This is a genomic window from Pseudomonas triticifolii (assembly GCF_014358015.1).
Lineage (GTDB): Bacteria > Pseudomonadota > Gammaproteobacteria > Pseudomonadales > Pseudomonadaceae > Aquipseudomonas > Aquipseudomonas triticifolii.
This window is the reverse complement of sequence record NZ_JACONV010000010.1, coordinates 1-23,897: the sequence shown is the minus strand read 5'-3', so window position 1 is coordinate 23,897 and position 23,897 is coordinate 1. Positions and strand designations below refer to the sequence as shown.

The window sequence follows — 23,897 nt, the reverse complement described above, 5'->3', positions numbered from 1 at the left end:
GGGGTGCCATTTTTTTTGCCTGTCGTTTGGCTCATTAGCTGCCTTGAATGCTCAGAGCAGGTACGATGTGCATCTATTTGGATAAATGGCCGGGTTAATGAAATTCAAAGATCTAAGGGATTTCGTACAGCAGCTTGAGCAGCGCGGAGAGCTGAAACGCATTCAGATGCCGATTTCCCCCGTGCTGGAAATGACCGAGATCTGTGATCGCACCCTGCGTGCGAAGGGTCCGGCCCTGTTGTTCGAAAAACCGGTCGGATTTGATATTCCAGTGCTGGGCAACCTGTTCGGCACGCCCGAGCGTGTGGCCATGGGTATGGGAGCCGAAGCGGTCAGCGAATTGCGCGAGATCGGCAAGCTGCTGGCCTTCCTGAAAGAGCCCGAGCCACCCAAAGGTCTGAAAGACGCCTGGTCCAAGCTGCCGATTTTCCGCAAGGTCATCGCCATGGCGCCCAAAGTCGTCAAGGACGCCCCGTGTCAGGAGGTCGTTATCGAAGGTGATGACGTTGACCTCGGCATGCTGCCGGTCCAGACCTGCTGGCCGGGCGATGTTGCGCCGCTGATCACCTGGGGCCTGACGGTGACCAAAGGCCCGAACAAAGAGCGCCAGAACCTGGGGATCTACCGCCAGCAGGTGATCGGTCGCAACAAGATCATCATGCGCTGGCTCAGCCATCGTGGCGGCGCGCTGGACTTTCGCGATTGGTGCGTAAAGCATCCGGGCGAGCCTTATCCGGTCGCCGTGGCGCTGGGTGCTGATCCTGCGACGATCCTGGGCGCAGTGACCCCTGTGCCGGACAGTCTTTCCGAGTACGCATTCGCCGGCCTTTTGCGCGGCTCGCGTACCGAACTGATCAAGTGCCGAGGCAGCAACCTGCAAGTGCCAGCCAGCGCCGAGATCGTGCTGGAAGGTGTGATCCATCCCGGCGAAATGGCTCCTGAAGGTCCCTATGGCGACCACACCGGCTATTACAACGAAGTGGACAGCTTCCCGGTGCTGACCGTCGAGCGCATCACGCACCGCATCAAGCCGATCTACCACAGCACTTACACGGGCCGTCCACCGGATGAGCCCGCGATTCTGGGCGTTGCCTTGAACGAAGTGTTCGTGCCGATCCTGCAGAAACAGTTTCCGGAAATCGTCGATTTCTACTTGCCGCCTGAAGGCTGCTCGTACCGCATGGCCGTGGTGACCATCAAGAAACAGTACCCCGGTCATGCCAAACGCGTGATGCTGGGCGTCTGGTCGTTCCTGCGGCAGTTCATGTACACCAAATTCGTGATCGTCACCGACGACGACATCAATGCCCGCGACTGGAACGACGTGATCTGGGCGATCACCACACGCATGGACCCCAAGCGTGACACCGTGATGATCGACAACACGCCTATCGACTACCTGGACTTCGCGTCGCCGGTTTCTGGCCTGGGTTCCAAGATGGGCCTGGATGCGACCAACAAATGGCCGGGTGAAACCAGTCGTGAGTGGGGCAGGGCCATCGTCAAGGATGAAGCCACAGTACGTCGGGTCGATGAGATCTGGGATCAGTTGGGAATCAAGTGATGCGCGTAACCTTGCAGCCATCAGGCGCAGTGCTGGACACTTTGCCGGGTGAGCGGATTCTCGACGCTGCACAGCGTCTGGGCTACGAGTGCCCACAGAGCTGCCGCAACGGCAACTGCCACGTCTGCTCGGCGCTGCTGGTCGAAGGCCGGGTCATGCAGTCGGGTCAGGAGCTGGATCACGGCGAGATCTACACCTGCCTGGCCGAGCCACTGCAAGATTGCGTGGTGCTGTGGGACGGCGTGCTGGCCAAGGGCGAGTTGCCGGTGCGCAGTTTTGCCTGCCAGTTGAGTGAGTGTGTCGAGTTAGGTGGCGATGTCTGGCGTGTGGGCCTGCGTGCCCCGGCGGGCAAGGCGCCGCGCTACCACGCCGGGCAGTACCTGATGATCGAACGTGAGAATGGCGAGAAATCGGCGTTCTCCATCGCTTCGGCGCCTCACCGCGGGCGTGATCTGGAGTTGCATGTCCTGGTGCGCGAAGACAGCGCACGCAGCCTCCTGGAACAGTTGCAGCGCAATGCGATGGCGCGTGTCGAACTGCCGTTTGGCGACACACACCTGGCCGAACTGCCTGATGGACCGCTGGTTCTGATCGCGGCGGGCACCGGCATGGCGCAGATGAGCAGCCTGATCGAGCATTGCCGGGTGAAGGGGTTCGAACACCCCGTGCACCTGTACTGGGGCGTACGTCGTCCCGAAGACTTCTACACCATCAGTCACTGGGAAGAGTGGCAGAAGCTGCCCAATCTGTTCCTGCACAAGGTCGTCAGCGACGTGTGTGGCTGGGAAGGGCGCTGCGGGATGCTGCACGAAGCCGTCTGCGATGACATCAAGGATCTGACTGCCGTGCACGTATACGCCAGCGGCTCGCCTGCCATGGTCTATGGCACACTCGACGCGCTGGTCAGCGCCGGTATGGACGCTCAACAGATGCGCGCGGACGTGTTTGCCTACGCGCCCCGTCCGTGACACCTGACTGACGGTGGCGCAGCTGGAGTGTAAATTGCTTGGAAGCGCTTATGGCCGTTGATCATGTCAAATCATCGGTCAGTGTTTTTTGGAAGAAAGGCCATTGGCCTGTAGCAGAGAACGTACCACGACACCCTGACGCCGCTCGTCCATGAGCGATTCAGCGGGGCTCGGCAAAGACTGACAGTCAGACTGTCAGGGAGGCAAATGGAGAACCCCATCAACGAACTGGCCGTGGCGGTAAACGACGGCCTGGGCCTGACGTATCCACCTGTCATCGATCTTGGCCCGCAACTGACCCGTGAGCAATTGCTTGCGTCCATGGCTGCAACCATGCAGCGCCACAACGGTGGTCCGGTCTGGCTGTTTGCCTACGGCTCATTGATCTGGCGACCTGAATGCACCGCTGTAGAACGTCGGCGCGGACGCGTGCATGGCTACCATCGAGGTTTGTACCTGTGGTCCCATGAGCATCGCGGTACGCCGGAGGTTCCGGGGCTGGTCTTTGGTCTGGACCGGGGCGGCTCGTGCACCGGCTTTGCCTATCGCTTGCCGGATGAATGCCTGGAAGACTCGCTGCTCGCGTTGTGGCAGCGCGAGATGCCTTATCCCTCTTATCGCCCACACTGGCTCAGTTGCCGTCTTGAAGATGGCAGGCAGGTACAGGCTTTAGGGTTTGTGCTGGAGCGGCATTTGCCGAGCTATGCGGGCAACCTGCCGGACAGTGTGCTGAGCCAGGTGCTGGCCAGCGCAAGCGGGCGGTATGGGACCACCCGCGATTACGTCGAACAGACCGCCAACGCCCTGCGTAGCCACGCCATGCCCGATCTGCATCTGGAGGCGCGGCTCAAGCGCTGCCGGTCAGCGACGGCCTGAATCAGGCTTTGGCTTCACGCGAGGTACTGGCGACCTGTTTGTGACGCAGCGTCGGCGCCAGGAACACCATGGCCAGAATGCACGCGCCGATCAGCAGCACGAAGCCGCCGTCCCAGCCGAAGTGGTCCACGGTATAGCCCATCGCCGCGCTTGCTGCGACCGAGCCGCCCAGGTAGCCGAACAGGCCGGTAAAACCTGCCGCCGTGCCCGCCGCCTTCTTGGGCGCCAGCTCCAGTGCCTGCAGCCCGATCAGCATCACCGGGCCATAGATCAGGAAGCCGATGGACACCAGCGCAATCATGTCCACCGTCGGGTTGCCTTCAGGGTTCAGCCAGTACACCAGCGTGGCGATGGTCACCAGGAACATGAACACCATGCCGGTCAGGCCGCGATTGCCCTTGAAGATCTTGTCCGACATCCAGCCGCACAGCAGCGTGCCCGGAATACCGGCCCACTCGTACAGGAAATAAGCCCACGAGGTCTTGTCGACGGTGAAGTGCTTGGCTTCCTTCAGGTAGGTCGGGGCCCAGTCCAGCACGCCGTAACGCAGCAGGTAGACGAACACGTTGGCCATGGCGATGTACCACAGGAATTTGTTGCGCAGCACGTACTTGACGAAGATTTCCTTGGCGCTGAATTCCTCTTCATGGCTGGCATCGTAGCCTTCTGGGTAATCGTTCTTGTAGTGCTCGATAGGCGGCAGGCCCACAGACTGCGGCGTGTCGCGCATGGTTGCGAAGGCGAACACTGCAACCAGCAGCGCCACAGAGGCCGGTACATAGAAGGCCGCATGCCAGTCGTTGGTCCAGCCCATGCCCAGCAGGAACAGCGGACCGATCAGGCCGCCACCGACGTTATGCGCCACGTTCCACACCGACACCACGCCGCCGCGCTCTTTCTGCGACCACCAGTGCACCATCGTCCGCCCGCTCGGCGGCCAGCCCATGCCCTGCGCCCAGCCGTTGATGAACAGCAACACGAACATGATCGTGACGCTGGACGTCGCCCACGGCGCGAAGCCGAAAATGAACATGATCCCGGCCGACACCAGCAGACCGAAGGGCAGGAAGTAGCGTGGGTTGGACCGGTCGGAGATGATCCCCATCAAGAACTTCGACAGGCCGTAGGCAATCGCAATGGCCGACATCGCCACGCCCAACTGGCCACGCGTGTAGCCCTCGTCGATCAGATAAGGCATCGCCAGCGAGAAGTTCTTGCGCAGCAGGTAGTAACCGGCATAACCAATGAAAATACCCGCGAAGATCTGCCAGCGCAGGCGGCGATACGTGCTGTCGACTTGCTCTTCGGGAAGGGGTGCCTTGTGCCTGGCAGGGCGGAAAAACGCAAACATACAGACTCTCCGGGTTCTTATTGTTTTTGCGAAAGCGAATATTACATTTTCGTTACAGAAAAAAGCAGTGCCTTTTGACCGAAATACGGCCGGAAATACGTGGTTACGCATGTTGTTTTGCGAACGTCAGGTAGGTTTAACGATTCAGTTGCTGAATAGGACGGTTCCTACAGTCGTATGGGAAATCGTGTCCTTATGTGTTCAATACGACCCCCTCTAGTATCGCGACACGGACGCCATGCAGGCATTCGCGTCGCGATGAGCAGAGGTAGGGATGAAATGGATTGTGGTTGTCTTAGTGGTTTCAATGGCCTTGATGGCAATGCCGCTCTACGCAGTGCAGGCGTTTCTGGTGCCGACGCACAATCGCTTTTCTGAAACGACGCCCGGCAGTGGCCATGCTGATGAAAATGCCGACCTCAAAAAAGTGCTGTGCAGCCAGATCAATCGGGCATTCAGGCAGAACCAGACTCGCTGGAGCAAAAAGCTGGCTCCGTACGACCTGGAAACATTCCGCCGAACCGAGCGCCATCTTTCCAGCGGCCCCGTGAACCAGGCATTTCTGTCCACGGACGAGCGCCAGGCACTGGTGCGTGATCTGGTCGGTGCGGTGCCGCAGGTGATGGCCGGTTGTCGTGACAATCCGGAGCGGTTGTATGTGGATTACTTACCGGAGAACGTTCGGCAGGCGCTTTAGGGACTGGAGCCTTGAGCGCCTGACGCCCGGTCAGCCTGGCGCAAGCTGATCCGGCGCTGTCTGTTTTAGTTATTCAGCGACGTGTATTTTTCCGACCGCTTCAAAATGAGCAGCGTTGGACAGGCCGTGAGCGTTCAGGTCGTTTGAAAACTCTCCAATCGCAGACTCAATGGCATGTTTGAGTGCATTGAGAGCAGTGCCGATCTCTCGCGTCGTCTCAGGTCCGAATAGGGTCTGGACTGTACGCGCTGACTCTCGCACCCGCCTATGGGTTTCCTCGGCTTTTACTGCACGTAATGCCTCGTCAAATTGATGCTGAGCGAGTTGCAGGGCTGCTTCTCGCTGAATGGGTCATTCAGGGTGTTTGAATCCGGGTTTGCCGCTTCGTGCTATCCACGCTTTGATTTCCTGCATGACACCGTTGGCGCTGTCCTCTCTGTCGGCGGGTGGGTAACACAGGAGGCCTGATTCTTCGGGGTGCTCGGTCACGCTAGCTATATGGTCAATAAGATCAGTTATGTATTGTTCTTCTTGATCTTCAGGTACACCGATCGGGCCGTCAAACAGCTCGTTAAGGGTTTCAAAGAACTCGACTTCTGTGTATTCACTCAGCGTTGATTCAAATTTCATGGGCGGATTTTCCTGTGCGCCTGAATATGCTCTTTGGGAGTCATTATGGCGAGGTTGTCGAGGTCGTAGACGGCTCCCCCTACCGATCCAGTGTTTGTGATGAATCTCGAGTTTCACACGTCTGCCTATTCTGTCTTTCTGTAGAGCATAGGGTGCGCGTGTCTTTGAAAGTTCTCCACATCGTGGCAAACGCAAGCCACTGTCGGCTGATCTGCCGCGTATCGAAGTCATCCACGAACTGCCCGAATATGAACTGACCTGTGCGTGCCGCTGCATCGTTTCGAAAGTGTAGAGTCGACATGGCATCCATATCCCGCGGCAACCGGCAACAGTTAAATCAACGCCCTTTTTTTATCAATGTGAAAACTATGGCATTGACATCCATCGACTCAAGGTACTGAATCTGAAGTCTGGTATTTGGGTAAGTTTCAGGGTTCAGTGAGTAGTACTCCCATCCCCCTGTCATCCCCATTGGCTGAGGGAGTCTCACTGGGCCGGAAACCTCCAGAGGTTCGCCTAAAATCTCCCTGACGGTTGTTTGATTCGTTAGGTGACGGTAGGGTGCAGGTAGCGCTCCGGTATAGGCAACAGTGGAGGGCGTCGACTTCAGAAACGTAATGCAAATTGATTCAAATCGTTCTGTTTCTGCCCAGAAGCTCATCGAAAGCCCAAGTTGGGGCTCTAAATACAGTTCATCTATGCCAGGGAATAACTCAATCAAACCATCGTCGTTAACCAAGGACTTTGATACGAGTTCTCCATAGGTGTTCCCTAAATGGCTAATCAAGGTTTCAATCATCAATGCACTCATTGGTACCACCCTTGCTCTATGTTCAACCTGTGAAGTTTTTCTCGAGCAACTTCAATTTCAGTTTCTAAAAAACCGTCTTCCAGTAAACCTGGCTTGATCGCATCCAGGTTACTATTGACCGCAGCTCTTAGGCTCTGTACGAAAAGTGGCTGCGCATCGGTGATGCTGCGTAAAAACAGGCTCGTGCGCGAGTCCGATCGGAATGCTCATTTACAACACCTAAAGTCGAACGCGACCCCGGCCGATCCTCGCCTGTTTTTGCCTTGCCTGACCTTCGCTCGCCGACTTTTCGTACAGAGCCTGAGTCCGATGAATCGAGGGCCTGCTTCGCGCGAGTTTTTCGTCCCCCGTAGGGCTGAAAATTATTGCTCGTTTTCGCCAGTCTTCATTGTAACCACCACCTTCCCCACAGCCCTGCGCCCACCCAACGCATCAATCGCCTCCCCGGCCCGCGGCAGCGGATACACCTGCGACACCAAGGGTTTCAACTTCCCCTCTTCAAACCACGCAAACAACTGCTTGAAGTTCGCGGCATTGTCCTGCGGCTGCCGTTGTGCGAAAGAACCCCAGAACACTCCCACCACCGAAGCGCCTTTGAGCAGGGCCAGGTTGACGGGCAGTTCGGGGATGCGGCCGCTGGCGAAGCCGACGACAAGGAGGCGGCCGTTCCAGGCGATGCAGCGGACGGCCTGGTCGAAGAGGTCGCCGCCGACCGGGTCGTAGATCACGTCTACGCCGTTGCCGTTCGTAAGGCGTTTGATTTCGTCCTTGAGGCTGGTCTCGGTGTAGTTGATGAGTTCGTCGGCGCCGGCGTTTTTGGCGACGTCGAGTTTTTCTGCCGAGCTTGCAGCTGCGATGACGCGTGCGCCGAGGGCCTTGCCGATTTCCACGGCGGCCAGGCCCACGCCGCCGGATGCACCGAGCACCAGCAGGGTTTCGCCGGGTTGCAGGTTGGCGCGTTGTTTAAGGGCGTGCATCGAGGTGCCGTAGGTCATGCTGAAGGCAGCGGCGAGGGTAAAGTCCATGCTTTCGGGAATCGGCAGCACGTTGTAGTTCGGCACCGCGACCTGCTCCGCGAAGCTGCCCCAGCCGGTGAGCGCCATGACGCGATCGCCGGGTTTGAGATGGGTGACTTTTTCCCCGACAGCCGAGATCACGCCTGCGGCCTCGCCACCCGGTGAAAATGGAAAGGGCGGCTTGAACTGGTATTTGCCTTCTATGATGAGGGTGTCTGGAAAGTTGACACCGGCGGCGTGCACGTCGAGCAGGATTTCGTTCTTCTTGACGTCAGGCGCCGGGATGTCTTCGAGCACCAGCGTGCTGGCGGGGCCGAAGGCTTTGCACAAGAGGGCTTTCATCGGGGCTATTCCTTTTCCAGAGATGGCCGATAAAGTCAGTTAAGCGGGTGTGCGGGTCAATGAGCATGACTCGGCCTGATAAGTACACATAAGCTATACCGGCTGTATAAGCTATGTGGCGAATCGTATTAAGGAGTGGACTGTGAAGTGGATCCTGATGTTGCTGGCCTTGTCGTTGCCCGCTGTGGTGCTGGCTGAAGAAACCAAGGAAGAAGGTCCGCCCAAGGCGGCTTACGTGTCGCTGACGCCGCCGTTCGTGGGCAACTACGCGCTGGATGGTGGCCCTAAACTGCGCGTCTACAAGGCTGACATCGCCCTGCGCGTTAGTGGTGCCGACGCCGAAGCTGCCGTGAAACGCAACGATGCATTGATCCGCAATCAGTTGGTGGCGCTGTTCACGCAGCAGACCGTCGAAACCATGAGCAGCGCCGAAGCGAAAGAAAATATTCGTCAGGAAGCGCTCAAGCAGGTGCAGCGCGTCATGAACGATGAAGAGGGCAAGCCGATCGTTGAGGACTTGCTGTTCAACAACTTCATCGTCCAGTAAGCGCTGTTCAGCGCAGTGCCAGAATCGCTGCCCACTGTTCGGCGGTGACGGGCATGACCGAGAGACGGCTGCCTTTCTGTACCAGAGGCAGTTGCTCCAGCTGACTTTGCTGTTTCAGGTAGCCAAGCCCCAGCACGTTGCGAAACGTCTCCACGAACTCGACATCGATCGCGCTCCACGGATTCTTCTCGGGTGTAGCCTTGGCGTCGTGGTAATGGCTGTCAGGGTCCAGCGCGGTCGGGTCCGGGTAGGCGGCTTCCGTGATTTTCGCGATCCCGGCGATACCCGGCTCTGGGCAACTGGAATGGTAAAAGAAAAACTCGTCGCCAGCGGCCATGGACCTGATGAAATTTCGCGCCTGATAGTTGCGCACGCCGTCCCAGCGGGTCTTGCCCAGGCGTTGCAGGTCGCTGATCGAGAGCTCGTCGGGCTCGGACTTCATCAGCCAATAGGCCATTACGGGTGCTCCTCAAGTGATAAGTTCATGTGGCTTTGATGACAAACCGACAGTCGGTTGGCGCCACTATTTGCGTACTGGTTCACGTTATCGCAGAATGCCGCCATTTTAAGCACCACGCTGCTGCACGGCTCAAACAAAACCGATGCTGACACCGTATTGATTTGCCTAAGGAGGGCAGTCAATGAAACGCAAGCCTGATTTACTCTGGATTCTGGTCGTATTGTTTGGCTTGGGTGTCGTGACAACCGGTTATGCGCAAAGCCTGTGGTCGAGCCATGCCGACATGCCTGTCGAGCTGACCCAGCAACAGCAGAAAGTGCCCGGCCGACACTGATTGTCCCCGTTATTTGCGTGCTGATAAGCCCGTCCTGCTCTGACCGTCCAAACGCCTTCGCAACGAAGCCTGATTGGTCAGAGTGCCTGAGCCAGATACCAGCGTTTGTCCGAGACCGTCCCCTGTAACGGAACATCCCAACTGGCCTGCGCCAATCGCTCAACTTTCTGACATTCATGCGCCAACCCCAGCAGCACCGGTTTGCGCCATGTGCTCCTGCGCGCCCTGTAAGCCAGGCTGCGGTCATAGAAGCCGCCACCCATGCCCAGGCGTCCGCCTTCATCATCAAACCCCACCAGCGGCATCAGGATCAGATCGAGTGCCCAGATGCGGCGCTGCTGTGCGCGGTTGATCCGTGGCTCGGGTATGCGAAATCGATTGGGCGTGAATTTTTCGCCTGGCCGCACTCGCTGGAACACCATGCGGGTTCTTGGCCAGGCATTGAGGACGGGCAGATAAGTCGCCTTGCCGCGACGCTGTGCCGCACGCAGTAACAGGCGCGGATCTATCTCGCCATCCATGGGCAGGTACAGCGAGACATGGCGAGCGCGTCTGAACAAGGGGTGTTGCGCCAACTGGCGATAGAGGCCGCGGGCCGCTTCGCGCTGCTGACCACGGGTCAGGGATCGACGGGCCTTGCGCAACTGGCGGCGCAATTGCGGGCGTGTGAGTGAAGGTGCGCTGGTCATGAGCGATAAGTCATGCAGGCTGATCCGGCAGATGAATCCTTGAGGTCGATTTCAAGGCGGGATCGTCATTGCCAGACAGCGGGCTGGCAATGCATTGAATGAGGACTCCCCGACGAACCGCTGTCGGTGTAGCCCTTGAACCCGAAAGTTCAAGGTGGAGATTGCAGGAGGTTTTAAGGCTTTCCGTCGAGCGGACATGCACACCAACCCCAACGTGCAACCCCCGTGGTTGTGCGTATCGGCTCAGGGACATGACCGACTGGCAAGCACTCCAGGGAGCGCCGCAAGTATACAGAAATGCCCCGAAATAATCAGCTGCGAGTTGAATCCGGTGTTCCTGGTGTGTCGGTGGCGAGTACCAGGTCGACCTTTTCCAGCAGATCGCGGACCTGTTCACGGGTCGACCCGCTGGCCTGTACATCAGGCAGGTCCTGCTTGTGCAGCAAATCGTGGGTGATATTCAGCGCGGCCATTACAGCAATGCGATCGGCACCGATGACTTTGCCGCTGCTACGGATTTCGCGCATCTTGCCATCCAGGTAGCGGGCTGCGCTGACCAGATTTGTGCGCTCTTCCTGCGGGCAGATGATGGAATATTCCTTGTCGAGGATCTGAACGGTCACGCTGTTGCCATTACTCATGAGTCTTGCTCCAAAGCCTTGAGGCGCGAAATCATTGACTCGACCTTTTGCCGGGCGATTTCGTTCTTTTCAATGAGGTGGGCGCGTTCCTCGCGCCAGGACTTTTCCTGAGCTAATAGGAGTGCGTTTTGGGCTTTAAGTTGCTCGGCGAGCTTGAGTAGCAGCTCCACTCGTTTCATCAGCGCTTGCAGGTCGGTGTCTTCCATTGTTTTCCACTGAGTACTTTCTGATGAATGGCATGGGGGTTGTATTCGTGCTCAAGCCCAAACCGTCGCGTTGATGATCTTGGCGCGCGGATAGTCTAGGATACAAGGCCTTCATTCTAGACATTGCGCCGTTTGGCGACTAGCTACCCATGCCCATTCAGAATTCTCCGTACAAAGCATTCGCCACCCTGCTCAACAGCAGTGGTCACCCCGTGTCTCCAGCCGAACTCCATGGCCTGCTGCTGGGCCGCAGTTGTGCGGGTGCCGGTTTCGACAACGAAGGCTGGTTTGCCGACGCTTCAGTGCTGCTGGAAACCGAGCCGCAAGACAACGTGCGTCAGGCGCTTGTCGGTCTGCAGGAAATGGTCAAGGGTGAACTCACCAGTGACGACATGACGGTTGTGCTGTTGCTGCCGGGTGACGACGAGCCATTGGCCGACCGCGCTGCCGCGCTGGGTCAATGGTGCCAGGGTTTCCTGTCGGGCTTTGGTCTGGCCGCGGGCGACAAGGTACTGAGCATCGAGGCCACCGAGGTCCTGCAGGATCTGGCGGCCATCGCTCAGGTACAGGACGCGCTGGAAGAGTCCGAAGACGGCGAAACCGACTACATGGAAGTCATGGAATACCTGCGCGTCGCGCCGTTGCTGCTGTTCACCGAGTGCAACAAGCCCGCCACGCCGGAGCCCAAGCCTTCCCTGCACTGATTGCTCATCATCGCGTATCGGTCGATGCTGAAAACCTCTGATCGATACGCGCCATCAGGACTCACGTTGCCGATGATCCCTATACCGAAGTCCGAATACGCCCGCCGACGCAAAGCCTTGATGGCCCAGATGGAGCCCAACAGCATTGCGATTCTGCCTGCTGCGGCTGTGGCGATTCGCAATCGTGATGTCGAGCATGTGTATCGCCAGGACAGCGACTTTCAGTACCTGAGCGGGTTTCCCGAGCCGGAAGCCGTCGTGGTGCTGATTCCGGGGCGCGAGTATGGCGAATACGTGCTGTTCTGCCGCGAGCGCAACCCGGAGCGTGAGCTGTGGGACGGTTTGCGGGCGGGACAGGAAGGCGCCATTCGCGATTTCGGCGCGGACGACGCGTTTCCGATCAACGATATCGACGACATCCTGCCAGGCCTGATCGAAGGCCGCGATCGCGTGTATTCGGCGATGGGCAGCAATCCTGAGTTCGACCGTCACCTGATGGAGTGGATCAATGTGATCCGCTCCAAGGCGCACCTTGGTGCTCAACCGCCCAATGAATTCGTCGCGCTGGATCACCTGCTACATGACATGCGCCTTTACAAGTCGGCCGCCGAGATCAAGGTCATGCGTGGCGCGGCGCAGATCTCAGCGCGTGCCCATGTGCGGGCCATGCAGGCTTGCCGTGCCGGGCTGCATGAATTCAGCCTGGAAGCCGAACTGGATTATGAGTTTCGCAAAGGCGGCGCGAAGATGCCTGCCTATGGCTCCATCGTCGCCTCGGGGCGCAACGCCTGCATCCTGCACTACCAGCAGAACGACGCGGTGCTCAAGGATGGCGACCTGGTGCTGATCGATGCCGGCTGTGAGATCGATTGCTACGCCAGTGATATCACCCGCACCTTCCCGGTCAGCGGTAAGTTTTCGCCCGAGCAAAAAGCCATTTATGAGCTGGTGCTCAAGTCCCAGCAGGCGGCTTTCGAGGCCATCGGTCCGGGCAAGCATTGGAACCAGGCGCATGAAGCCACTGTCCAGGTCATTACCGCAGGGCTGGTCGAGCTGGGTCTGTTGCAGGGCGATGTGGCTCAATTGATTGAAGACGAAGCCTATAAAGCGTTTTACATGCACCGCGCCGGGCACTGGCTGGGCATGGACGTGCACGATGTGGGCGAATACAAGGTCGGCGGCGAATGGCGTGTGCTGGAGGTCGGCATGGCGCTGACTGTTGAGCCCGGCATTTACGTGTCTCCTGACAATCTGAATGTCGCAAAAAAATGGCGAGGTATCGGCGTGCGTATCGAGGACGACGTGGTAGTGACCAAGAACGGCTGTGACGTGCTTTCCGGCGACGTGCCCAAGACCGTGGCCGAGATCGAGGCCCTGATGGCCGCCTCAAGGACTCAGGCAGCATGAGCCGTTTCAACATTGCCATCGTCGGTGGCGGGCTGGTCGGCGCCAGCCTTGCGCTGGCGTTGCAGGCTGGGGCCAAGGCGCGTGGCTGGAAAATCGTGCTGATCGAGCCGTTTGCGCCGGGCGAAACCTACCAGCCCAGCTACGATGCCCGGTCTTCAGCGCTGTCATTCGGTGCGCGCCGCATTTATGAGCGACTGGGCGTCTGGCAGCAGATCTCGCGCCGGGCCGAGCCGATTTTGCAGATTCAGGTCTCCGACCGTGGCCGCTTCGGCGCGACGCGCTTGTCGGCCATCGAGGAAGGCGTGCCCGCGCTGGGTTACGTCGTTGAAAATGCCTGGCTGGGGCAGTGCCTGTGGGCCGGCCTGGACCGTGACGTCGTCAGTTGGCGCGTGCCGGCCGAGGTGCGCAAGATGCAGCCGCTGGCGGATGGATATCGTCTGACGCTAGCGGATGAGACCGAACTGGAATGCGATCTGGCCGTGCTGGCCGATGGCGGACGCTCCAGCCTGCGCGAGCAACTGGGTATCGGTGTTCGCCAGACGCCGTATGACCAGAGCGCGCTGATCGCCAATATCACGCCGAGCGAGGCGCATTGTGGCCAGGCCTTTGAGCGCTTCACCGACGATGGACCAATGGCCTTGTTGCCGCTGCCGGACAACCGCTGCGCGCTGGTCTGGACGCGTCGTGGCAACGATACCCGGCGTCTTGCCGAGCTGGATGACCGCCACTTTCTCGAAGAGCTGCAAGGCGTGTTCGGCTATCGCCTGGGCACGTTGCGACAGGTCGGCGCACGCCACGTCTACCCATTGGCGTTGATCGAGTCCGAGGAGCAGGTGCGCTCGCATCTGGTGATTCTGGGCAATGCTGCGCACAGCCTGCACCCGATTGCCGGGCAGGGCTTCAACCTGTCGTTGCGCGATGCCGATGCGCTGGCCGAAACGCTGCTTGAAAGCGACGCCGTGCTGGGCGATCTGGCGACATTGCAGGTCTATCGCGAACGTCAGCGTGCCGATCAGCAATTGACCGTGGGGTTCTCTGACAAGGTGACGCGCCTGTTCGGCAGCACCCAGTCGGCGGTCACCACAGGTCGTAACCTCGGTTTGCTGGGACTGGATCTGCTGCCCACCGCCAAGCGCTGGTTTGCGCGTCAGGCCATGGGCCTGGGGACGCGCACCGATGTTTGACGAACGCACCTTAAACTCAGGGCTACGGCCGCAAGCGGGAACGGTTTGAACATGGAAACGCGTGCAGATGTGCTGATTGTCGGTGCCGGCATGGTCGGTAGCGCCCTGGCGTTGGCCCTGCAGGGTAGCGGCCTGGATGTCATCGTCGTCGATGGCGGGCCGCTGAGCGTCAAGCCGTTCGACCCGGACGCTGCGTACGAGCCTCGTGTCAGCGCCCTGTCGGCCGCCAGTCAGCGGATTCTGCAGCGACTGGACGTGTGGGAAGGCATCGCCTCACGGCGCGTCAGTCCCTACAGCCACATGCACGTCTGGGACGGCAGCGGCACCGGGCAGATTCATTTCTCCGCCTCCAGCGTGCATGCCGACGTGCTGGGTCATATCGTCGAAAATCGTGTGGTACAGGACGCATTGCTTGATCGCTTGCATGACAGCGATATCGGCCTGATGGCCAATGCGCGGCTTGAGCAGATGCGTTATTCCGGCGATGACTGGCTGCTGACCCTGTCGGATGGTCGCACGTTGCGCGCGCCGCTGGTCGTCGCTGCCGATGGTGCGAACTCTGCGGTGCGCCGTTTGACCGGCACGCCGACCCGCGAATGGGATTACCTGCACAACGCGATTGTCACCAGCGTGCGCACGGCCGATTCCAACCGAAAAACGGCCTGGCAGCGCTTCACTGACGAAGGGCCGCTGGCCTTCCTGCCCCTTGATCGCCCCGGCGAGCATTGGAGCTCCATTGTCTGGTCGGTGACGCCTAAAGAGGCCGAGCGCCTGATGGCGACGACCGACGAAGTGTTCTGCAAGGCGCTTGAACAGGCGTTCGAAGGGCGACTGGGCCAGGTGCTGGCGGTTGATGCACGCTTGTGCGTCCCGCTGCGTCAGCGGCATGCCAAGCGCTATGTCGCCAAAGGCCTCGCCTTGATCGGCGATGCTGCGCACACCATTCATCCGCTCGCCGGGCAGGGCGTGAACCTCGGGTTCCTCGACGCTGCCGTGCTGGCTGAAGTGCTGACCCATGCCGCCGCACGCGGCGAGCTGCTGTCGGACGTGCGCGTGCTGGGTCGCTACGAGCGCCGCCGCATGCCGCACAATCTGGCGCTGATGGCCGCAATGGAAGGCTTCGAGCGCCTGTTCCAGGCCGATCCATTGCCGCTGCGCTGGCTGCGTAATGCCGGGCTCAAGGTGGTCAACAAGATGCCGGAAGCCAAGGCGCTGTTTGTGCGAGAGGCGCTGGGGTTGTCGGGGGAGCTGCCGGAGTTGGCGCGGTTGTAGGGGCGCGGCGGACCGTTCCCTTGCTCCGATTCACGCACAGCGATCAGCAGGGTTATCGTGAATCCTGCAACATCCGGTAACGCCTCCAGTACTGCATCGATTGAGATAGCAAATGGGATTCACTACCATTTCGCCTCATTTGCTAACGCGAGATACCTTCATGCAGGCAAGCAAGCGTCTTCTGGCTGCTCTGACACTGACCTTACTGGGCAGCACCGTTCAGGCTGCTGACGAAGTGGTGGTGTATTCCTCCCGAATCGATGAGCTGATCAAGCCCGTATTTGATGCCTACACCGCCAAGACCGGCGTGAAGATCAAGTTCATCACCGATAAGGAAGCGCCGCTGATGCAGCGGATCAAGGCCGAAGGTGAGAACGCGACGGCCGACCTGCTGCTGACCGTCGATGCCGGCAACCTCTGGCAGGCCGAGCAGATGGGTATTCTCCAGCCGTTCACCTCGCCGGTCATCGAAGCCAACATTCCGTCACAGTATCGTTCATCCACCCATGGCTGGACGGGCCTGAGCCTGCGGGCGCGAACCATTGCCTACTCGACGACGCGCGTAAAGCCCGCCGAGCTGACGACGTATGAGGCGCTCGCCGACAAGAACTGGGAAGGCCGCCTGTGCCTGCGCACGGCCAAGAAGGTCTACAACCAGTCGCTGACCGCCACGTTGATTGAAACCCATGGTGCCGAAGCGTCCGAAAAAATCCTCAAGGGCTGGGTGAACAACCTGTCTACCGACGTGTTCTCCGATGACATTGCCGTGCTTGAAGCGATCAATGCCGGTCAGTGCGATGTGGGCATCGTCAACACCTACTACTACGGCCGTCTGCACAAGCAGAACCCGGATCTGGCAGTGAAGCTGTTCTGGCCGAACCAGGCTGACCGTGGCGTGCACGTCAACCTGTCGGGCATAGGCCTGACCAAATACGCGCCACACCCGGAGGCCGCCAAGGCGCTCGTTGAATGGATGACGGGTCCCGAGGCGCAAAAGATCTTCTCCAGCGTCAATCAGGAGTTCCCGGCCAACCCGAAAGTGGCGCCATCGGAAGAAGTGGCGAGCTGGGGGAGCTTCAAGGCAGACACCATCCCCGTCGAAGTCGCGGGCAAGCGTCAGGCAGAAGCCATCCGTATGATGGATCGCGCGGGCTGGAATTGATTTAATACGCGGCGTTGTATGCACAACCAACGGTCCGTGGGAGGCGGCTTGCCGGCGATGGCGTCAGTTCAGTCGCTGACACGGCGCTTGAGCAACCGCATCACCGGCAAGCCTCCTGTCGAACGCCCCTTAAATCCGTGAATAAAAAGGTTTTGTGGGGGCGGACCGGGCTGCGTCCTGGACGGGGCGAGATTTCCCACAGGTCATGCATCGCTCAGTTCCTACCGTTTTAGTTATCGAGAACCCCTTGGCCCATCCTGCCCAACGCCGCTGGTATCCCCTGGTCTTTGCCATCGCCGCGCTGGTGCTGTTGCCGCTGAGCGTGTTGCTGCTTTCCTGGCAAAGCATCGATCAACAGATCTGGTCACACCTGCTTGAAACCCAGATGACGCGCCTGCTGGGCAACACGTTGATTCTGGTGGTCGGCGTCGGTGTGGGCGTGACACTGCTGGGGGTGAGCCTGGCGTGGCTGACCAGCTTGTGCGAATTTCCCGGACGGCGCTGGCTGGACTGGGCGCTGATGCTGCCGTTTGCGATCCCCGCCTATGTGCTTGCGTTCGTCTTTGTGGGCCTGCTGGATTTTTCCGGCCCGGTGCAGACCTTGATGCGCGAATGGTTCGGCAGCGGCCTGCGGCTGCCGAGGGTGCGCTCAACGGGCGGGGTGATCATCGTTCTGGTGCTGGTGTTCTACCCCTACGTTTACCTGCTGGCACGCACAGCGTTTCTGGCGCAGGGCAAAGGCCTGATGGAAGCGGCGCGAGTGCTTGGACAATCGCCGTTGCAGGCTTTCTGGCGCGTGGCCTTGCCGATGGCACGTCCGGCCATCGGTGCGGGTGTGGCGCTGGCGTTGATGGAGACCCTGGCGGATTTCGGTGCCGTGTCCGTGTTCAACTTCGACACCTTCACCACCGCCATCTACAAGACCTGGTACGGCTTCTTCAGCCTGTCCAGCGCGGCGCAACTGGCCAGCTTGCTGCTGTTGGCTGTGCTGGTCCTGCTTTATGGCGAACGCCGCGCCAGAGGTGCAAGCAGGGCCACCAACGAGCGACCGCGAGGCAAGGCGCTTTATCACCTGCGTGGCTTCAAGGCGCTGGCCGCGACCTTCTGGTGTGGCCTGGTGTTTCTCTGCGCGTTTGTCGTGCCCGTCCTGCAGTTGGTGGTCTGGGTGTGGCAGCGTGGCCGTTTCGATCTGGACGAGCGCTACACCGGCCTGATCCTGCATACCCTGTATCTGGGCGGCATGGCGGCATTGATCACGGTCAGTGCGGCGCTGGTGCTGGCCTTCGCCCGGCGCATGGCGCCCACGCCTGCGATTCGCTCTGGCGTCAGCCTGGCCAATCTGGGTTACGCATTGCCGGGTTCGGTATTGGCGGTTTCCATCATGCTCGCCTTCAGTTACCTGGACCGCGAGCTGGTTATCCCCTTGTCGGGGTGGCTGGGCGGTGCGGGCAAGCCGCTGTTGCTGGGAAGCCTGTCTGCGTTGTTGCTGGCGTATCTGGTGCGCTTTATCGCCGTGGCGTTCGGTCCGCTGGAAAACAGCCTGTCGCGTATTCGTCCCTCGTTGCCAGAAGCGGCACGTAGCCTGGGCGTCAGTGGACCTAAGTTGTTTCTCAACGTGTATCTGCCCTTGCTGATTCCCGGCGCCTTGAGTGCAGCGCTGCTGGTGTTCGTCGATGTGCTCAAGGAAATGCCTGCAACCCTGCTGATGCGCCCGTTTGGCTGGGATACGCTGGCCGTACGCATTTTCGAAATGACCAGTGAGGGCGAGTGGGCACGTGCTGCATTGCCTGCCTTGACGCTGGTTCTGGTCGGCCTGTTGCCGGTGATTGGGCTGATTCGCCGTTCTGCCCGGCAGATTGGCTAGGTGCGGGGTCCTCACCTTGCGGCTACAATGCGCCGCAATTGGTGCGGTCTGTCAGACAATTCGGCCTGCTATGTTCGCTGCAAACTCCGGTTCAATGGGGGGCTTGCCGTGATGCGTCTGCCCGCACCTTCGCCACGCCCGGAAGGAGAAACCCATGGGACAGCGTACCCCCCTCTTTGACCTGCACCTCGCGCTGGGCGCGAAGATGGTCGATTTTGGTGGCTGGGACATGCCGTTGCATTACGGATCGCAGGTCGAGGAGCACCATCAGGTGCGTCGCGATTGTGGGGTCTTCGACGTCTCGCACATGAACGTGATCGACGTGGCCGGCAGTCAGGCCAAAGCCTGGCTGCGCTACCTGCTGGCCAATGACGTCGACCGGCTCAAAACGCCCGGTCGCGCCCTCTACAGCGCCATGCTTGACAGTCATGGCGGCATTATCGACGACATGATCGTCTACCTCACGACCACGGGTTATCGTCTGGTCGTCAACGCGGCCACCGGTGCCAAGGACCTTGCCTGGATGCAGTCCCGTCTGGAAGGGTTCGACGTGCAACTGATCGAGCGCAGCGAGATGGCCATGCTCGCGATCCAGGGGCCGCAGGCCAGAAACAGGGTCTGTGAGCTGGTGTCCAGTGCTCGCGCCGATCTCATCCGCCAGCTCAAGCCGTTCGAAGGTCAGGATAACGCCGACTGGTTCATTGCCCGCACGGGTTACACCGGCGAGGACGGACTGGAAATCATGCTGCCCGCCGAACAGGCACCCGGCTTCTTCAACGATCTGGTCGGCGCAGGCATTTCGCCGATCGGTCTGGGCGCACGCGATACCCTTCGTCTGGAAGCGGGCATGAACCTCTATGGTCAGGACATCGACGAAAACGCTTCGCCGCTGGTGTCGAACATGGCCTGGAGTATTGCCTGGGAGCCTGCCGAACGTGATTTCGTCGGTCGCCAGGCGCTCGAGACCGAGCGCGCTGAAGGCATTGCCTACAAGCTGGTCGGACTGGTGCTTGAAGAGCGCGGCGTGCTGCGGGCTCGTCAGGTCGTTCGCGTCGCAGAAATTGGCGAAGGTGAGATCACCAGTGGTAGTTTCTCTCCTACGCTAAGCAAGTCGATTGCTCTGGCACGTGTACCCATGGTCACCGCTGACCGGGCCGAGGTGGAAATCCGCGGCAAATGGTACCCGGTACGAGTGGTGCAGCCAGCGTTTGTGCGTCATGGTAAAGCCCTGATCTAACCTAATCTGGCGGGTTTTCCGCTGACTCGATGTGTTGAGGATGACTAAATGAGCAATATTCCCGCCGAACTGCGTTTCGCCGAAAGCCATGAATGGGCGCGTCTGGAAGCTGATGGCAGCGTCACTGTCGGTATTTCGGATCACGCACAGGAAGCGTTGGGCGATGTCGTTTTCGTCGAGCTGCCGGAAATCGGCAAGACGTTCGCTGCTGGTGACACTGCTGGCGTCGTGGAGTCGGTCAAGGCCGCTTCGGATATCTATTCGCCGGTTGCTGGCGAAGTGATTGCTGTCAACGATGACCTGCAAGGTACGCCTGAAGGGCTCAACAGCGACCCTTATGCTTCCTGGATCTTCAAGCTCAAGCCTGCCGATGCGACGGGCGACCTGGCGAAGCTGCTGGACGCTGCCGGTTACAAGAGCGCGATCGGCGAGTAAATGCCGGACAAAAAAATGCCGCTCGATCGAGCGGCATTTTTTTTGGAGTGAATTACTGGTTTTCGGCGACCAGATTCTTGTCCAGGATCGCGTTGGCCAGATCCATGTCCGAGGCTTTCAGGCCAGGATTGTCCTGGCGAACCTGCTGGATGGCCGCTTCCAGAAATGGACCGCGAATACCGCCATTGCTGGCGACATAGCTCCCTGCATCGTCCTGTGCAGCAACGATCAGTTTGTGGTCCTTGAAAGTCAGGTAAGTCGAGCCAGTGGTGGCACCCGAGGAAATCACATTACGCCAGAAGGAGTCAGCCATCGCTGAACCCATCGGGATGGAAAGCAAGGCAACGGTGGCGACAGCAAACTTGAGACGCATGGTGAGGTACTCCAACTGTGGTTGTTCTGAGGGGTTGGATAGGCAAAGCCGCGTACTAGTTCAATAAGTGGACCGCCTTGTTCACTTTAGCTGTCGCACAGCGCCTTTATGCGCGTTCTCACGTCTTCAGAACTGCGGGTTCAACGCTGTTCACTTTGCGGCGTTACGCGCAGCACCTCTTCAAGGGTAGTCAATCCTGCCGAAACTTTTTGTGCGCCGGACAGACGCAGACTGCGCATTCCTTCCTTGAAGGCTTGCCTGCGCATGGCCGTGAGGTCCAGATCAGCGCTGATCAGCGATTTCACAGCGTCCGACATCAACATGATTTCGTACACGCCAGCGCGGCCGCGATAGCCGGTGTCGCGGCATTCCACGCAGCCCACCGCCTGATGCGCACCCGCCGGAACCGGCGCCTGCCAAGGGCGTGTCAGGGTCTGCCAGTCGGTCTCGTTGAGGTTGATCGGCGCCTTGCAGTGCTGACACAGCGTGCGCACCAGACGCTGAGCCATGACGCCGAGAATCGTGGCCTTGAGCAGGTAGTGCGGCACGCCGAGTTCCAGCATCCGGCTGATGGCGCTCGGTGCGTCGTTGGTGTGCAGGGTTGAAAGCACCAGGTGACCGGTCAGGGCTGCCTGAATGGCCATTTCTGCTGTCTCCAGGTCGCGAATCTCGCCGATCATGATGATATCCGGGTCCTGACGCATCAGTGCGCGAACACCACTGGCAAACGTCAGGTCGATGTTGTGTTGCACCTGCATCTGGTTGAAGGCCGGCTCGACCATCTCGATGGGGTCTTCGATAGTGCAGAGGTTGACCTCGGACGTCGCCAGCTTCTTGAGTGTGGTGTACAGGGTCGTGGTTTTACCTGACCCTGTCGGGCCTGTGACGAGAATGATGCCGTTCGGCTGGCGGGTCATCTCTTGCCAGCGACGCAGGTCGTCACTGGAAAAGCCCAGTTGATCGAAGTCCTTGAGCAGCACCTCGGGGTCGAAAATCCGCATCACCATCTTTTCGCCGAACGCGGTAGGCAGGGTCGACAGGCGCAATTCCACTTCGCCGCCCTCCGGCGTGGTGGTCTTGACCCGGCCATCCTGCGGCTTGCGCTTTTCGGCGACGTTCATACGGCCCAGGCTTTTCAGGCGGCTGACGATGGCCATGACCACCTGTGGCGGAAACTGATAGACGTTGTGCAGCACCCCGTCGATGCGAAAGCGCACCGTGCCTTGCTCGCGTCGGGGTTCGATGTGGATATCGCTGGCACGTTGCTGAAACGCATACTGGAACAGCCAGTCGACGATGTTGACGATGTGCGCGTCGTTGGCATCGGGTTCCTGATCGCTGGCGCCCAACTTTAGCAACTGTTCGAAGTTGCCCATGTTGCTGACTTTCTGCTCGTTCGAGCTGGCACCGCTGACCGATTTCGCCAGCCTGAAGAACTCGACCGCCACCCGCTGGATGTCTGTCGGATTGGCGACCACGCGCTTGATCGGCAGCTTCAGCACATGCTCAAGGTCTGCCTCCCAGGCGCGAACGTAAGGTTGTGCGCTGGCGATGGTGACGGATTCGCGATCAACCGCCACAGCCAGGATCTTGTGACGCTGCGCAAAGGCGTAGGACATCAGCGGCGTGACGGCGGCAACATTGATTTTCAGCGGGTCGATGCGCATGTACGGCTGGCCGCAGGCATTGGCCAGCCACGCCGTGAGGCTTTCAAGGTCGAGTTTCTTGCCGGGACGTTTGAGGTCCTCGAACTGCTGGGCTGCGAGAAACTCGAGCGGGTGCAGCTGTATGTTCGCGGCGCTGCGCCGCTGGGTGACCGCTGTTTCGGCGTCGTCCTGGCCGAGCATGCCTTGGGCGACGAGATCACGGAGTACATCGTTCAGATCGAGCCAGCGATCCTGTGAAGCTGGTGCCAGGGATGCCATGCACGCTCCTTGAGGCAGTTCATCATCGGAAGATGAACAAGACTAGCTGCCAAGCGTGCCAGTGTTGGGCCTTCTATGCGACCGGGAATTTCCAAAAGGGCTTTATGGATTCAGCCAGTTGCCAGTGCGACGAAGGTTTCCGGGGGTTGCAGCGACTCGCTGTGCGTCAACTCGACCGAGCACACATCGATCAGGTTGCGCATTTTTTCGCCAATCACGCCCGCCCGGTGCCAGCTCAAACCGTCGACCTGCACATGGATGACCAACAACCCGTTCTGCCGGGTCGCCTCAAGGTGGCAGGGCGTCAGGTATTGCAGTGCGAACAGATTGAGTACCTGACACAGCAAAGCGGGTTCGGCCTCGGCCAGGATCTGATAGCGCACACAGCAAGTCTGGTTGACGGATGACCAGCTGTCGGGACGGTGTGCAGGCGTTGGGACGGTTTCTAGAGTGGGCATGCCGGTTCTCCTGTTCGAGTGAGAGAAATTCTTGCATGCAGAAAAAGAAATATCTGGTCGATGATGGATTGGATTAGGCTTGTTTTGACTTGTTAATGCGTGATGTCGGGTTCTGGAGAATTGTTTATGTCTGTTGAGCTGGATGCTTATGATCGCAAGATTCTGGCGTTGCTTCAGGAGGACGCTTCATTGTCCAGCGCGCAGATAGCCGAGCAGGTGGGCCTGTCGCAATCGCCTTGCTGGCGGCGTATTCAACGTTTGAAAGACGAGGGGGTGATTCGTCGTCAGGTTTCCCTGCTGGATCGCAAGAAAATCGGCCTGAACACGCAGATATTTGCTGAGGTGAAACTCAATGCACACGGCCGCTCCAATTTCACCGAATTCACCGACTCGATTCGCGGTTTTCCCGAAGTGCTGGAGTGTTATGTGCTGATGGGGTCGGTGGACTTTCTACTGCGCATCGTGACGCCCGACATCGAGGCGTACGAACGGTTTTTCTTCGAAAAACTGTCGCTTGTGCCGGGGATTCAGGAGGTGAATTCAACCGTGGCCTTGTCGGAAATAAAATCCACGACAAGTTTGCCGTTGCGCTGAAAGCGACGTCCGCGAAGCTCTTTGTTACCACGCAAGAACGTGGGAACTATATCCGGTCGATGATCGTGCCCATGCTCCCCGCTCAGACTTATCCAGAAGACGCTCAAAAAGGGGCCAAACCGAAAGTGTCTGACTGGATGCATACCCTGT

Annotated in this window: 26 protein-coding genes, 1 other RNA gene and 1 pseudogene; 15 read left to right on the top strand and 13 right to left on the bottom strand. The window is 59.3% G+C overall.

Going from position 1 to position 23,897, the window contains the following annotated elements:
- Nucleotides 1–97: 97 nt before the first annotated feature.
- The 3 genes from ubiD to H8S56_RS14650 all read left to right on the top strand — a co-directional run bounded on the left by ubiD (nt 98) and on the right by H8S56_RS14650 (nt 3,408).
- On the top strand, nt 98–1,564 hold the full coding sequence (gene ubiD / locus H8S56_RS14660; RefSeq protein WP_024689161.1) for a 4-hydroxy-3-polyprenylbenzoate decarboxylase: 1,467 nt from the start codon (nt 98–100) through the stop codon (nt 1,562–1,564).
- Nucleotides 1,564–2,532 (top strand): CDP-6-deoxy-delta-3,4-glucoseen reductase, encoded by a 969-nt coding sequence (locus H8S56_RS14655; RefSeq protein WP_187519044.1) that lies wholly within the window; start codon nt 1,564–1,566, stop codon nt 2,530–2,532. Before ubiD ends, H8S56_RS14655 begins: the two co-directional genes overlap by 1 nt.
- 207 nt (nt 2,533–2,739) lie before the next feature.
- Nucleotides 2,740–3,408 (top strand): gamma-glutamylcyclotransferase, encoded by a 669-nt coding sequence (locus H8S56_RS14650; protein ID WP_187519043.1) that lies wholly within the window; start codon nt 2,740–2,742, stop codon nt 3,406–3,408.
- Between the two features lies 1 nt (nt 3,409).
- Here H8S56_RS14650 and glpT read toward each other — a convergent pair whose 3' ends face one another.
- Entirely contained in the window at nt 3,410–4,759 is a 1,350-nt protein-coding gene (gene glpT, locus H8S56_RS14645; RefSeq protein ID WP_024689158.1) for a glycerol-3-phosphate transporter, read from the bottom strand.
- Between the two features lie 307 nt (nt 4,760–5,066).
- On the opposite strand from glpT, the gene H8S56_RS14640 reads away from it, so the two are divergent.
- On the top strand, nt 5,067–5,456 hold the full coding sequence (locus H8S56_RS14640) for a hypothetical protein (RefSeq protein ID WP_024695811.1): 390 nt from the start codon (nt 5,067–5,069) through the stop codon (nt 5,454–5,456).
- Between the two features lie 351 nt (nt 5,457–5,807).
- Here the strand turns inward: H8S56_RS14640 and H8S56_RS14635 are convergent, their stop codons facing one another.
- The 4 genes and pseudogenes from H8S56_RS14635 to H8S56_RS14625 form a co-directional block, all read right to left on the bottom strand.
- On the bottom strand, nt 5,808–6,086 hold the full coding sequence (locus H8S56_RS14635; RefSeq protein WP_187519042.1) for a bacteriocin immunity protein: 279 nt from the start codon (nt 6,084–6,086) through the stop codon (nt 5,808–5,810).
- A pseudogene (locus H8S56_RS24705) lies at nt 6,083–6,260 on the bottom strand (HNH endonuclease signature motif containing protein); the annotation flags it as partial. The pseudogene H8S56_RS24705 and the gene H8S56_RS14635, both read right to left, overlap by 4 nt.
- Nucleotides 6,261–6,423: 163 nt before the next feature.
- Nucleotides 6,424–6,897: a DUF6392 family protein gene (locus H8S56_RS14630; protein ID WP_187519041.1), complete on the bottom strand. Its 474-nt coding sequence runs from the start codon at nt 6,895–6,897 to the stop codon at nt 6,424–6,426.
- A gap of 362 nt (nt 6,898–7,259) precedes the next feature.
- Complete coding sequence (locus H8S56_RS14625; RefSeq protein WP_187519040.1) at nt 7,260–8,255, bottom strand: NADPH:quinone oxidoreductase family protein; 996 nt, start codon at nt 8,253–8,255, stop codon at nt 7,260–7,262.
- A gap of 157 nt (nt 8,256–8,412) precedes the next feature.
- Between H8S56_RS14625 and H8S56_RS14620 the strand changes: the two genes are divergently transcribed.
- Complete coding sequence (locus tag H8S56_RS14620; RefSeq protein WP_032610707.1) at nt 8,413–8,802, top strand: flagellar basal body-associated protein FliL; 390 nt, start codon at nt 8,413–8,415, stop codon at nt 8,800–8,802.
- 7 nt (nt 8,803–8,809) lie between these two features.
- On the opposite strand, the gene H8S56_RS14615 is transcribed toward H8S56_RS14620, so the two are convergent.
- Nucleotides 8,810–9,259, bottom strand: coding sequence for an EVE domain-containing protein (locus H8S56_RS14615; RefSeq protein ID WP_073170827.1), 450 nt, complete (start codon nt 9,257–9,259; stop codon nt 8,810–8,812).
- A 184-nt stretch (nt 9,260–9,443) separates the two neighbouring features.
- Here H8S56_RS14615 and H8S56_RS14610 point away from each other — a divergent pair, with 184 nt between their 5' ends.
- Nucleotides 9,444–9,596: a hypothetical protein gene (locus H8S56_RS14610; protein WP_032610705.1), complete on the top strand. Its 153-nt coding sequence runs from the start codon at nt 9,444–9,446 to the stop codon at nt 9,594–9,596.
- Between the two features lie 77 nt (nt 9,597–9,673).
- Here H8S56_RS14610 and H8S56_RS14605 read toward each other — a convergent pair whose 3' ends face one another.
- The 4 genes from H8S56_RS14605 to H8S56_RS14590 form a co-directional block, all read right to left on the bottom strand.
- Nucleotides 9,674–10,285: a 5-formyltetrahydrofolate cyclo-ligase gene (locus H8S56_RS14605; RefSeq protein WP_187519039.1), complete on the bottom strand. Its 612-nt coding sequence runs from the start codon at nt 10,283–10,285 to the stop codon at nt 9,674–9,676.
- 102 nt (nt 10,286–10,387) lie between these two features.
- A non-coding RNA gene (gene ssrS / locus H8S56_RS14600) (6S RNA) lies at nt 10,388–10,566 on the bottom strand.
- A gap of 30 nt (nt 10,567–10,596) precedes the next feature.
- On the bottom strand, nt 10,597–10,926 hold the full coding sequence (locus H8S56_RS14595; RefSeq protein WP_024689152.1) for a cell division protein ZapA: 330 nt from the start codon (nt 10,924–10,926) through the stop codon (nt 10,597–10,599).
- Complete coding sequence (locus H8S56_RS14590; RefSeq protein WP_024689151.1) at nt 10,923–11,132, bottom strand: TIGR02449 family protein; 210 nt, start codon at nt 11,130–11,132, stop codon at nt 10,923–10,925. The genes H8S56_RS14595 and H8S56_RS14590 overlap by 4 nt, the downstream gene beginning before the upstream one ends.
- 149 nt (nt 11,133–11,281) lie before the next feature.
- Here H8S56_RS14590 and H8S56_RS14585 point away from each other — a divergent pair, with 149 nt between their 5' ends.
- The 8 genes from H8S56_RS14585 (at nt 11,282) to gcvH (ending at nt 20,397) form a co-directional block, all read left to right on the top strand.
- A complete protein-coding gene (locus H8S56_RS14585; protein WP_024689150.1) occupies nt 11,282–11,836 on the top strand; it encodes a YecA/YgfB family protein in 555 nt (184 codons plus the stop codon).
- Between the two features lie 72 nt (nt 11,837–11,908).
- A complete protein-coding gene (pepP, locus tag H8S56_RS14580; RefSeq protein ID WP_024689149.1) occupies nt 11,909–13,243 on the top strand; it encodes a Xaa-Pro aminopeptidase in 1,335 nt (444 codons plus the stop codon).
- The gene (ubiH, locus tag H8S56_RS14575) at nt 13,240–14,427 is read left to right on the top strand and encodes a 2-octaprenyl-6-methoxyphenyl hydroxylase (RefSeq protein WP_024689148.1); all 1,188 of its coding nucleotides are present in this window, start codon (nt 13,240–13,242) and stop codon (nt 14,425–14,427) included. The genes pepP and ubiH overlap by 4 nt, the downstream gene beginning before the upstream one ends.
- A 51-nt stretch (nt 14,428–14,478) precedes the next feature.
- Complete coding sequence (locus tag H8S56_RS14570) at nt 14,479–15,699, top strand: 2-octaprenyl-3-methyl-6-methoxy-1,4-benzoquinol hydroxylase (RefSeq protein ID WP_187519038.1); 1,221 nt, start codon at nt 14,479–14,481, stop codon at nt 15,697–15,699.
- 160 nt (nt 15,700–15,859) lie between these two features.
- Nucleotides 15,860–16,861: an extracellular solute-binding protein gene (locus H8S56_RS14565; protein ID WP_024689146.1), complete on the top strand. Its 1,002-nt coding sequence runs from the start codon at nt 15,860–15,862 to the stop codon at nt 16,859–16,861.
- A gap of 247 nt (nt 16,862–17,108) precedes the next feature.
- On the top strand, nt 17,109–18,725 hold the full coding sequence (locus tag H8S56_RS14560) for an ABC transporter permease (protein ID WP_187519037.1): 1,617 nt from the start codon (nt 17,109–17,111) through the stop codon (nt 18,723–18,725).
- Between the two features lie 154 nt (nt 18,726–18,879).
- Nucleotides 18,880–19,962 (top strand): glycine cleavage system aminomethyltransferase GcvT, encoded by a 1,083-nt coding sequence (gcvT, locus tag H8S56_RS14555; RefSeq protein WP_024686152.1) that lies wholly within the window; start codon nt 18,880–18,882, stop codon nt 19,960–19,962.
- 48 nt (nt 19,963–20,010) lie between these two features.
- Nucleotides 20,011–20,397: a glycine cleavage system protein GcvH gene (gene gcvH, locus H8S56_RS14550; RefSeq protein ID WP_024686151.1), complete on the top strand. Its 387-nt coding sequence runs from the start codon at nt 20,011–20,013 to the stop codon at nt 20,395–20,397.
- Between the two features lie 52 nt (nt 20,398–20,449).
- Here the strand turns inward: gcvH and H8S56_RS14545 are convergent, their stop codons facing one another.
- From H8S56_RS14545 to H8S56_RS14535, 3 genes are all read right to left on the bottom strand, one after another.
- Complete coding sequence (locus H8S56_RS14545) at nt 20,450–20,770, bottom strand: DUF2388 domain-containing protein (protein WP_024686150.1); 321 nt, start codon at nt 20,768–20,770, stop codon at nt 20,450–20,452.
- 140 nt (nt 20,771–20,910) lie between these two features.
- Nucleotides 20,911–22,695, bottom strand: a complete 1,785-nt coding sequence (locus H8S56_RS14540) for a GspE/PulE family protein (RefSeq protein WP_187519036.1) — start codon at nt 22,693–22,695, stop codon at nt 20,911–20,913.
- Nucleotides 22,696–22,805: 110 nt separating this feature from the next.
- A complete protein-coding gene (locus H8S56_RS14535) occupies nt 22,806–23,153 on the bottom strand; it encodes a hypothetical protein (protein ID WP_187519035.1) in 348 nt (115 codons plus the stop codon).
- Nucleotides 23,154–23,279: 126 nt separating this feature from the next.
- Between H8S56_RS14535 and H8S56_RS14530 the strand changes: the two genes are divergently transcribed.
- Nucleotides 23,280–23,747, top strand: coding sequence for an Lrp/AsnC family transcriptional regulator (locus H8S56_RS14530; protein WP_024695809.1), 468 nt, complete (start codon nt 23,280–23,282; stop codon nt 23,745–23,747).
- Nucleotides 23,748–23,897 lie beyond the last annotated feature (150 nt).

Excerpts from the sequence above, each read along its gene's own strand:
- H8S56_RS14620 (WP_032610707.1), top strand. The coding sequence starts at position 8,413 with ATGTTGCTGGCCTTGTCGTTGCCCGCTGTGGTGCTGGCTGAAGAAACC.
- H8S56_RS14585 (WP_024689150.1), top strand. The coding sequence starts at position 11,282 with ATGCCCATTCAGAATTCTCCGTACAAAGCATTCGCCACCCTGCTCAAC.
- H8S56_RS14535 (WP_187519035.1), bottom strand. The coding sequence starts at position 23,153 with ATGCCCACTCTAGAAACCGTCCCAACGCCTGCACACCGTCCCGACAGC.
- H8S56_RS14635 (WP_187519042.1), bottom strand. The coding sequence starts at position 6,086 with ATGAAATTTGAATCAACGCTGAGTGAATACACAGAAGTCGAGTTCTTT.
- H8S56_RS14610 (WP_032610705.1), top strand. The coding sequence starts at position 9,444 with ATGAAACGCAAGCCTGATTTACTCTGGATTCTGGTCGTATTGTTTGGC.
- H8S56_RS14565 (WP_024689146.1), top strand. The coding sequence starts at position 15,860 with ATGCAGGCAAGCAAGCGTCTTCTGGCTGCTCTGACACTGACCTTACTG.
- H8S56_RS14615 (WP_073170827.1), bottom strand. The coding sequence starts at position 9,259 with ATGGCCTATTGGCTGATGAAGTCCGAGCCCGACGAGCTCTCGATCAGC.
- H8S56_RS14595 (WP_024689152.1), bottom strand. The coding sequence starts at position 10,926 with ATGAGTAATGGCAACAGCGTGACCGTTCAGATCCTCGACAAGGAATAT.
- H8S56_RS14630 (WP_187519041.1), bottom strand. The coding sequence starts at position 6,897 with ATGAGTGCATTGATGATTGAAACCTTGATTAGCCATTTAGGGAACACC.
- H8S56_RS14540 (WP_187519036.1), bottom strand. The coding sequence starts at position 22,695 with ATGGCATCCCTGGCACCAGCTTCACAGGATCGCTGGCTCGATCTGAAC.
- pepP (WP_024689149.1), top strand. The coding sequence starts at position 11,909 with ATGATCCCTATACCGAAGTCCGAATACGCCCGCCGACGCAAAGCCTTG.
- H8S56_RS14590 (WP_024689151.1), bottom strand. The coding sequence starts at position 11,132 with ATGGAAGACACCGACCTGCAAGCGCTGATGAAACGAGTGGAGCTGCTA.
- gcvH (WP_024686151.1), top strand. The coding sequence starts at position 20,011 with ATGAGCAATATTCCCGCCGAACTGCGTTTCGCCGAAAGCCATGAATGG.
- ubiH (WP_024689148.1), top strand. The coding sequence starts at position 13,240 with ATGAGCCGTTTCAACATTGCCATCGTCGGTGGCGGGCTGGTCGGCGCC.
- H8S56_RS14570 (WP_187519038.1), top strand. The coding sequence starts at position 14,479 with ATGGAAACGCGTGCAGATGTGCTGATTGTCGGTGCCGGCATGGTCGGT.
- H8S56_RS14650 (WP_187519043.1), top strand. The coding sequence starts at position 2,740 with ATGGAGAACCCCATCAACGAACTGGCCGTGGCGGTAAACGACGGCCTG.
- H8S56_RS14605 (WP_187519039.1), bottom strand. The coding sequence starts at position 10,285 with ATGACCAGCGCACCTTCACTCACACGCCCGCAATTGCGCCGCCAGTTG.
- gcvT (WP_024686152.1), top strand. The coding sequence starts at position 18,880 with ATGGGACAGCGTACCCCCCTCTTTGACCTGCACCTCGCGCTGGGCGCG.
- H8S56_RS14655 (WP_187519044.1), top strand. The coding sequence starts at position 1,564 with ATGCGCGTAACCTTGCAGCCATCAGGCGCAGTGCTGGACACTTTGCCG.
- H8S56_RS14545 (WP_024686150.1), bottom strand. The coding sequence starts at position 20,770 with ATGCGTCTCAAGTTTGCTGTCGCCACCGTTGCCTTGCTTTCCATCCCG.
- H8S56_RS14625 (WP_187519040.1), bottom strand. The coding sequence starts at position 8,255 with ATGAAAGCCCTCTTGTGCAAAGCCTTCGGCCCCGCCAGCACGCTGGTG.
- H8S56_RS14530 (WP_024695809.1), top strand. The coding sequence starts at position 23,280 with ATGTCTGTTGAGCTGGATGCTTATGATCGCAAGATTCTGGCGTTGCTT.
- ubiD (WP_024689161.1), top strand. The coding sequence starts at position 98 with ATGAAATTCAAAGATCTAAGGGATTTCGTACAGCAGCTTGAGCAGCGC.
- H8S56_RS14640 (WP_024695811.1), top strand. The coding sequence starts at position 5,067 with ATGGCCTTGATGGCAATGCCGCTCTACGCAGTGCAGGCGTTTCTGGTG.
- glpT (WP_024689158.1), bottom strand. The coding sequence starts at position 4,759 with ATGTTTGCGTTTTTCCGCCCTGCCAGGCACAAGGCACCCCTTCCCGAA.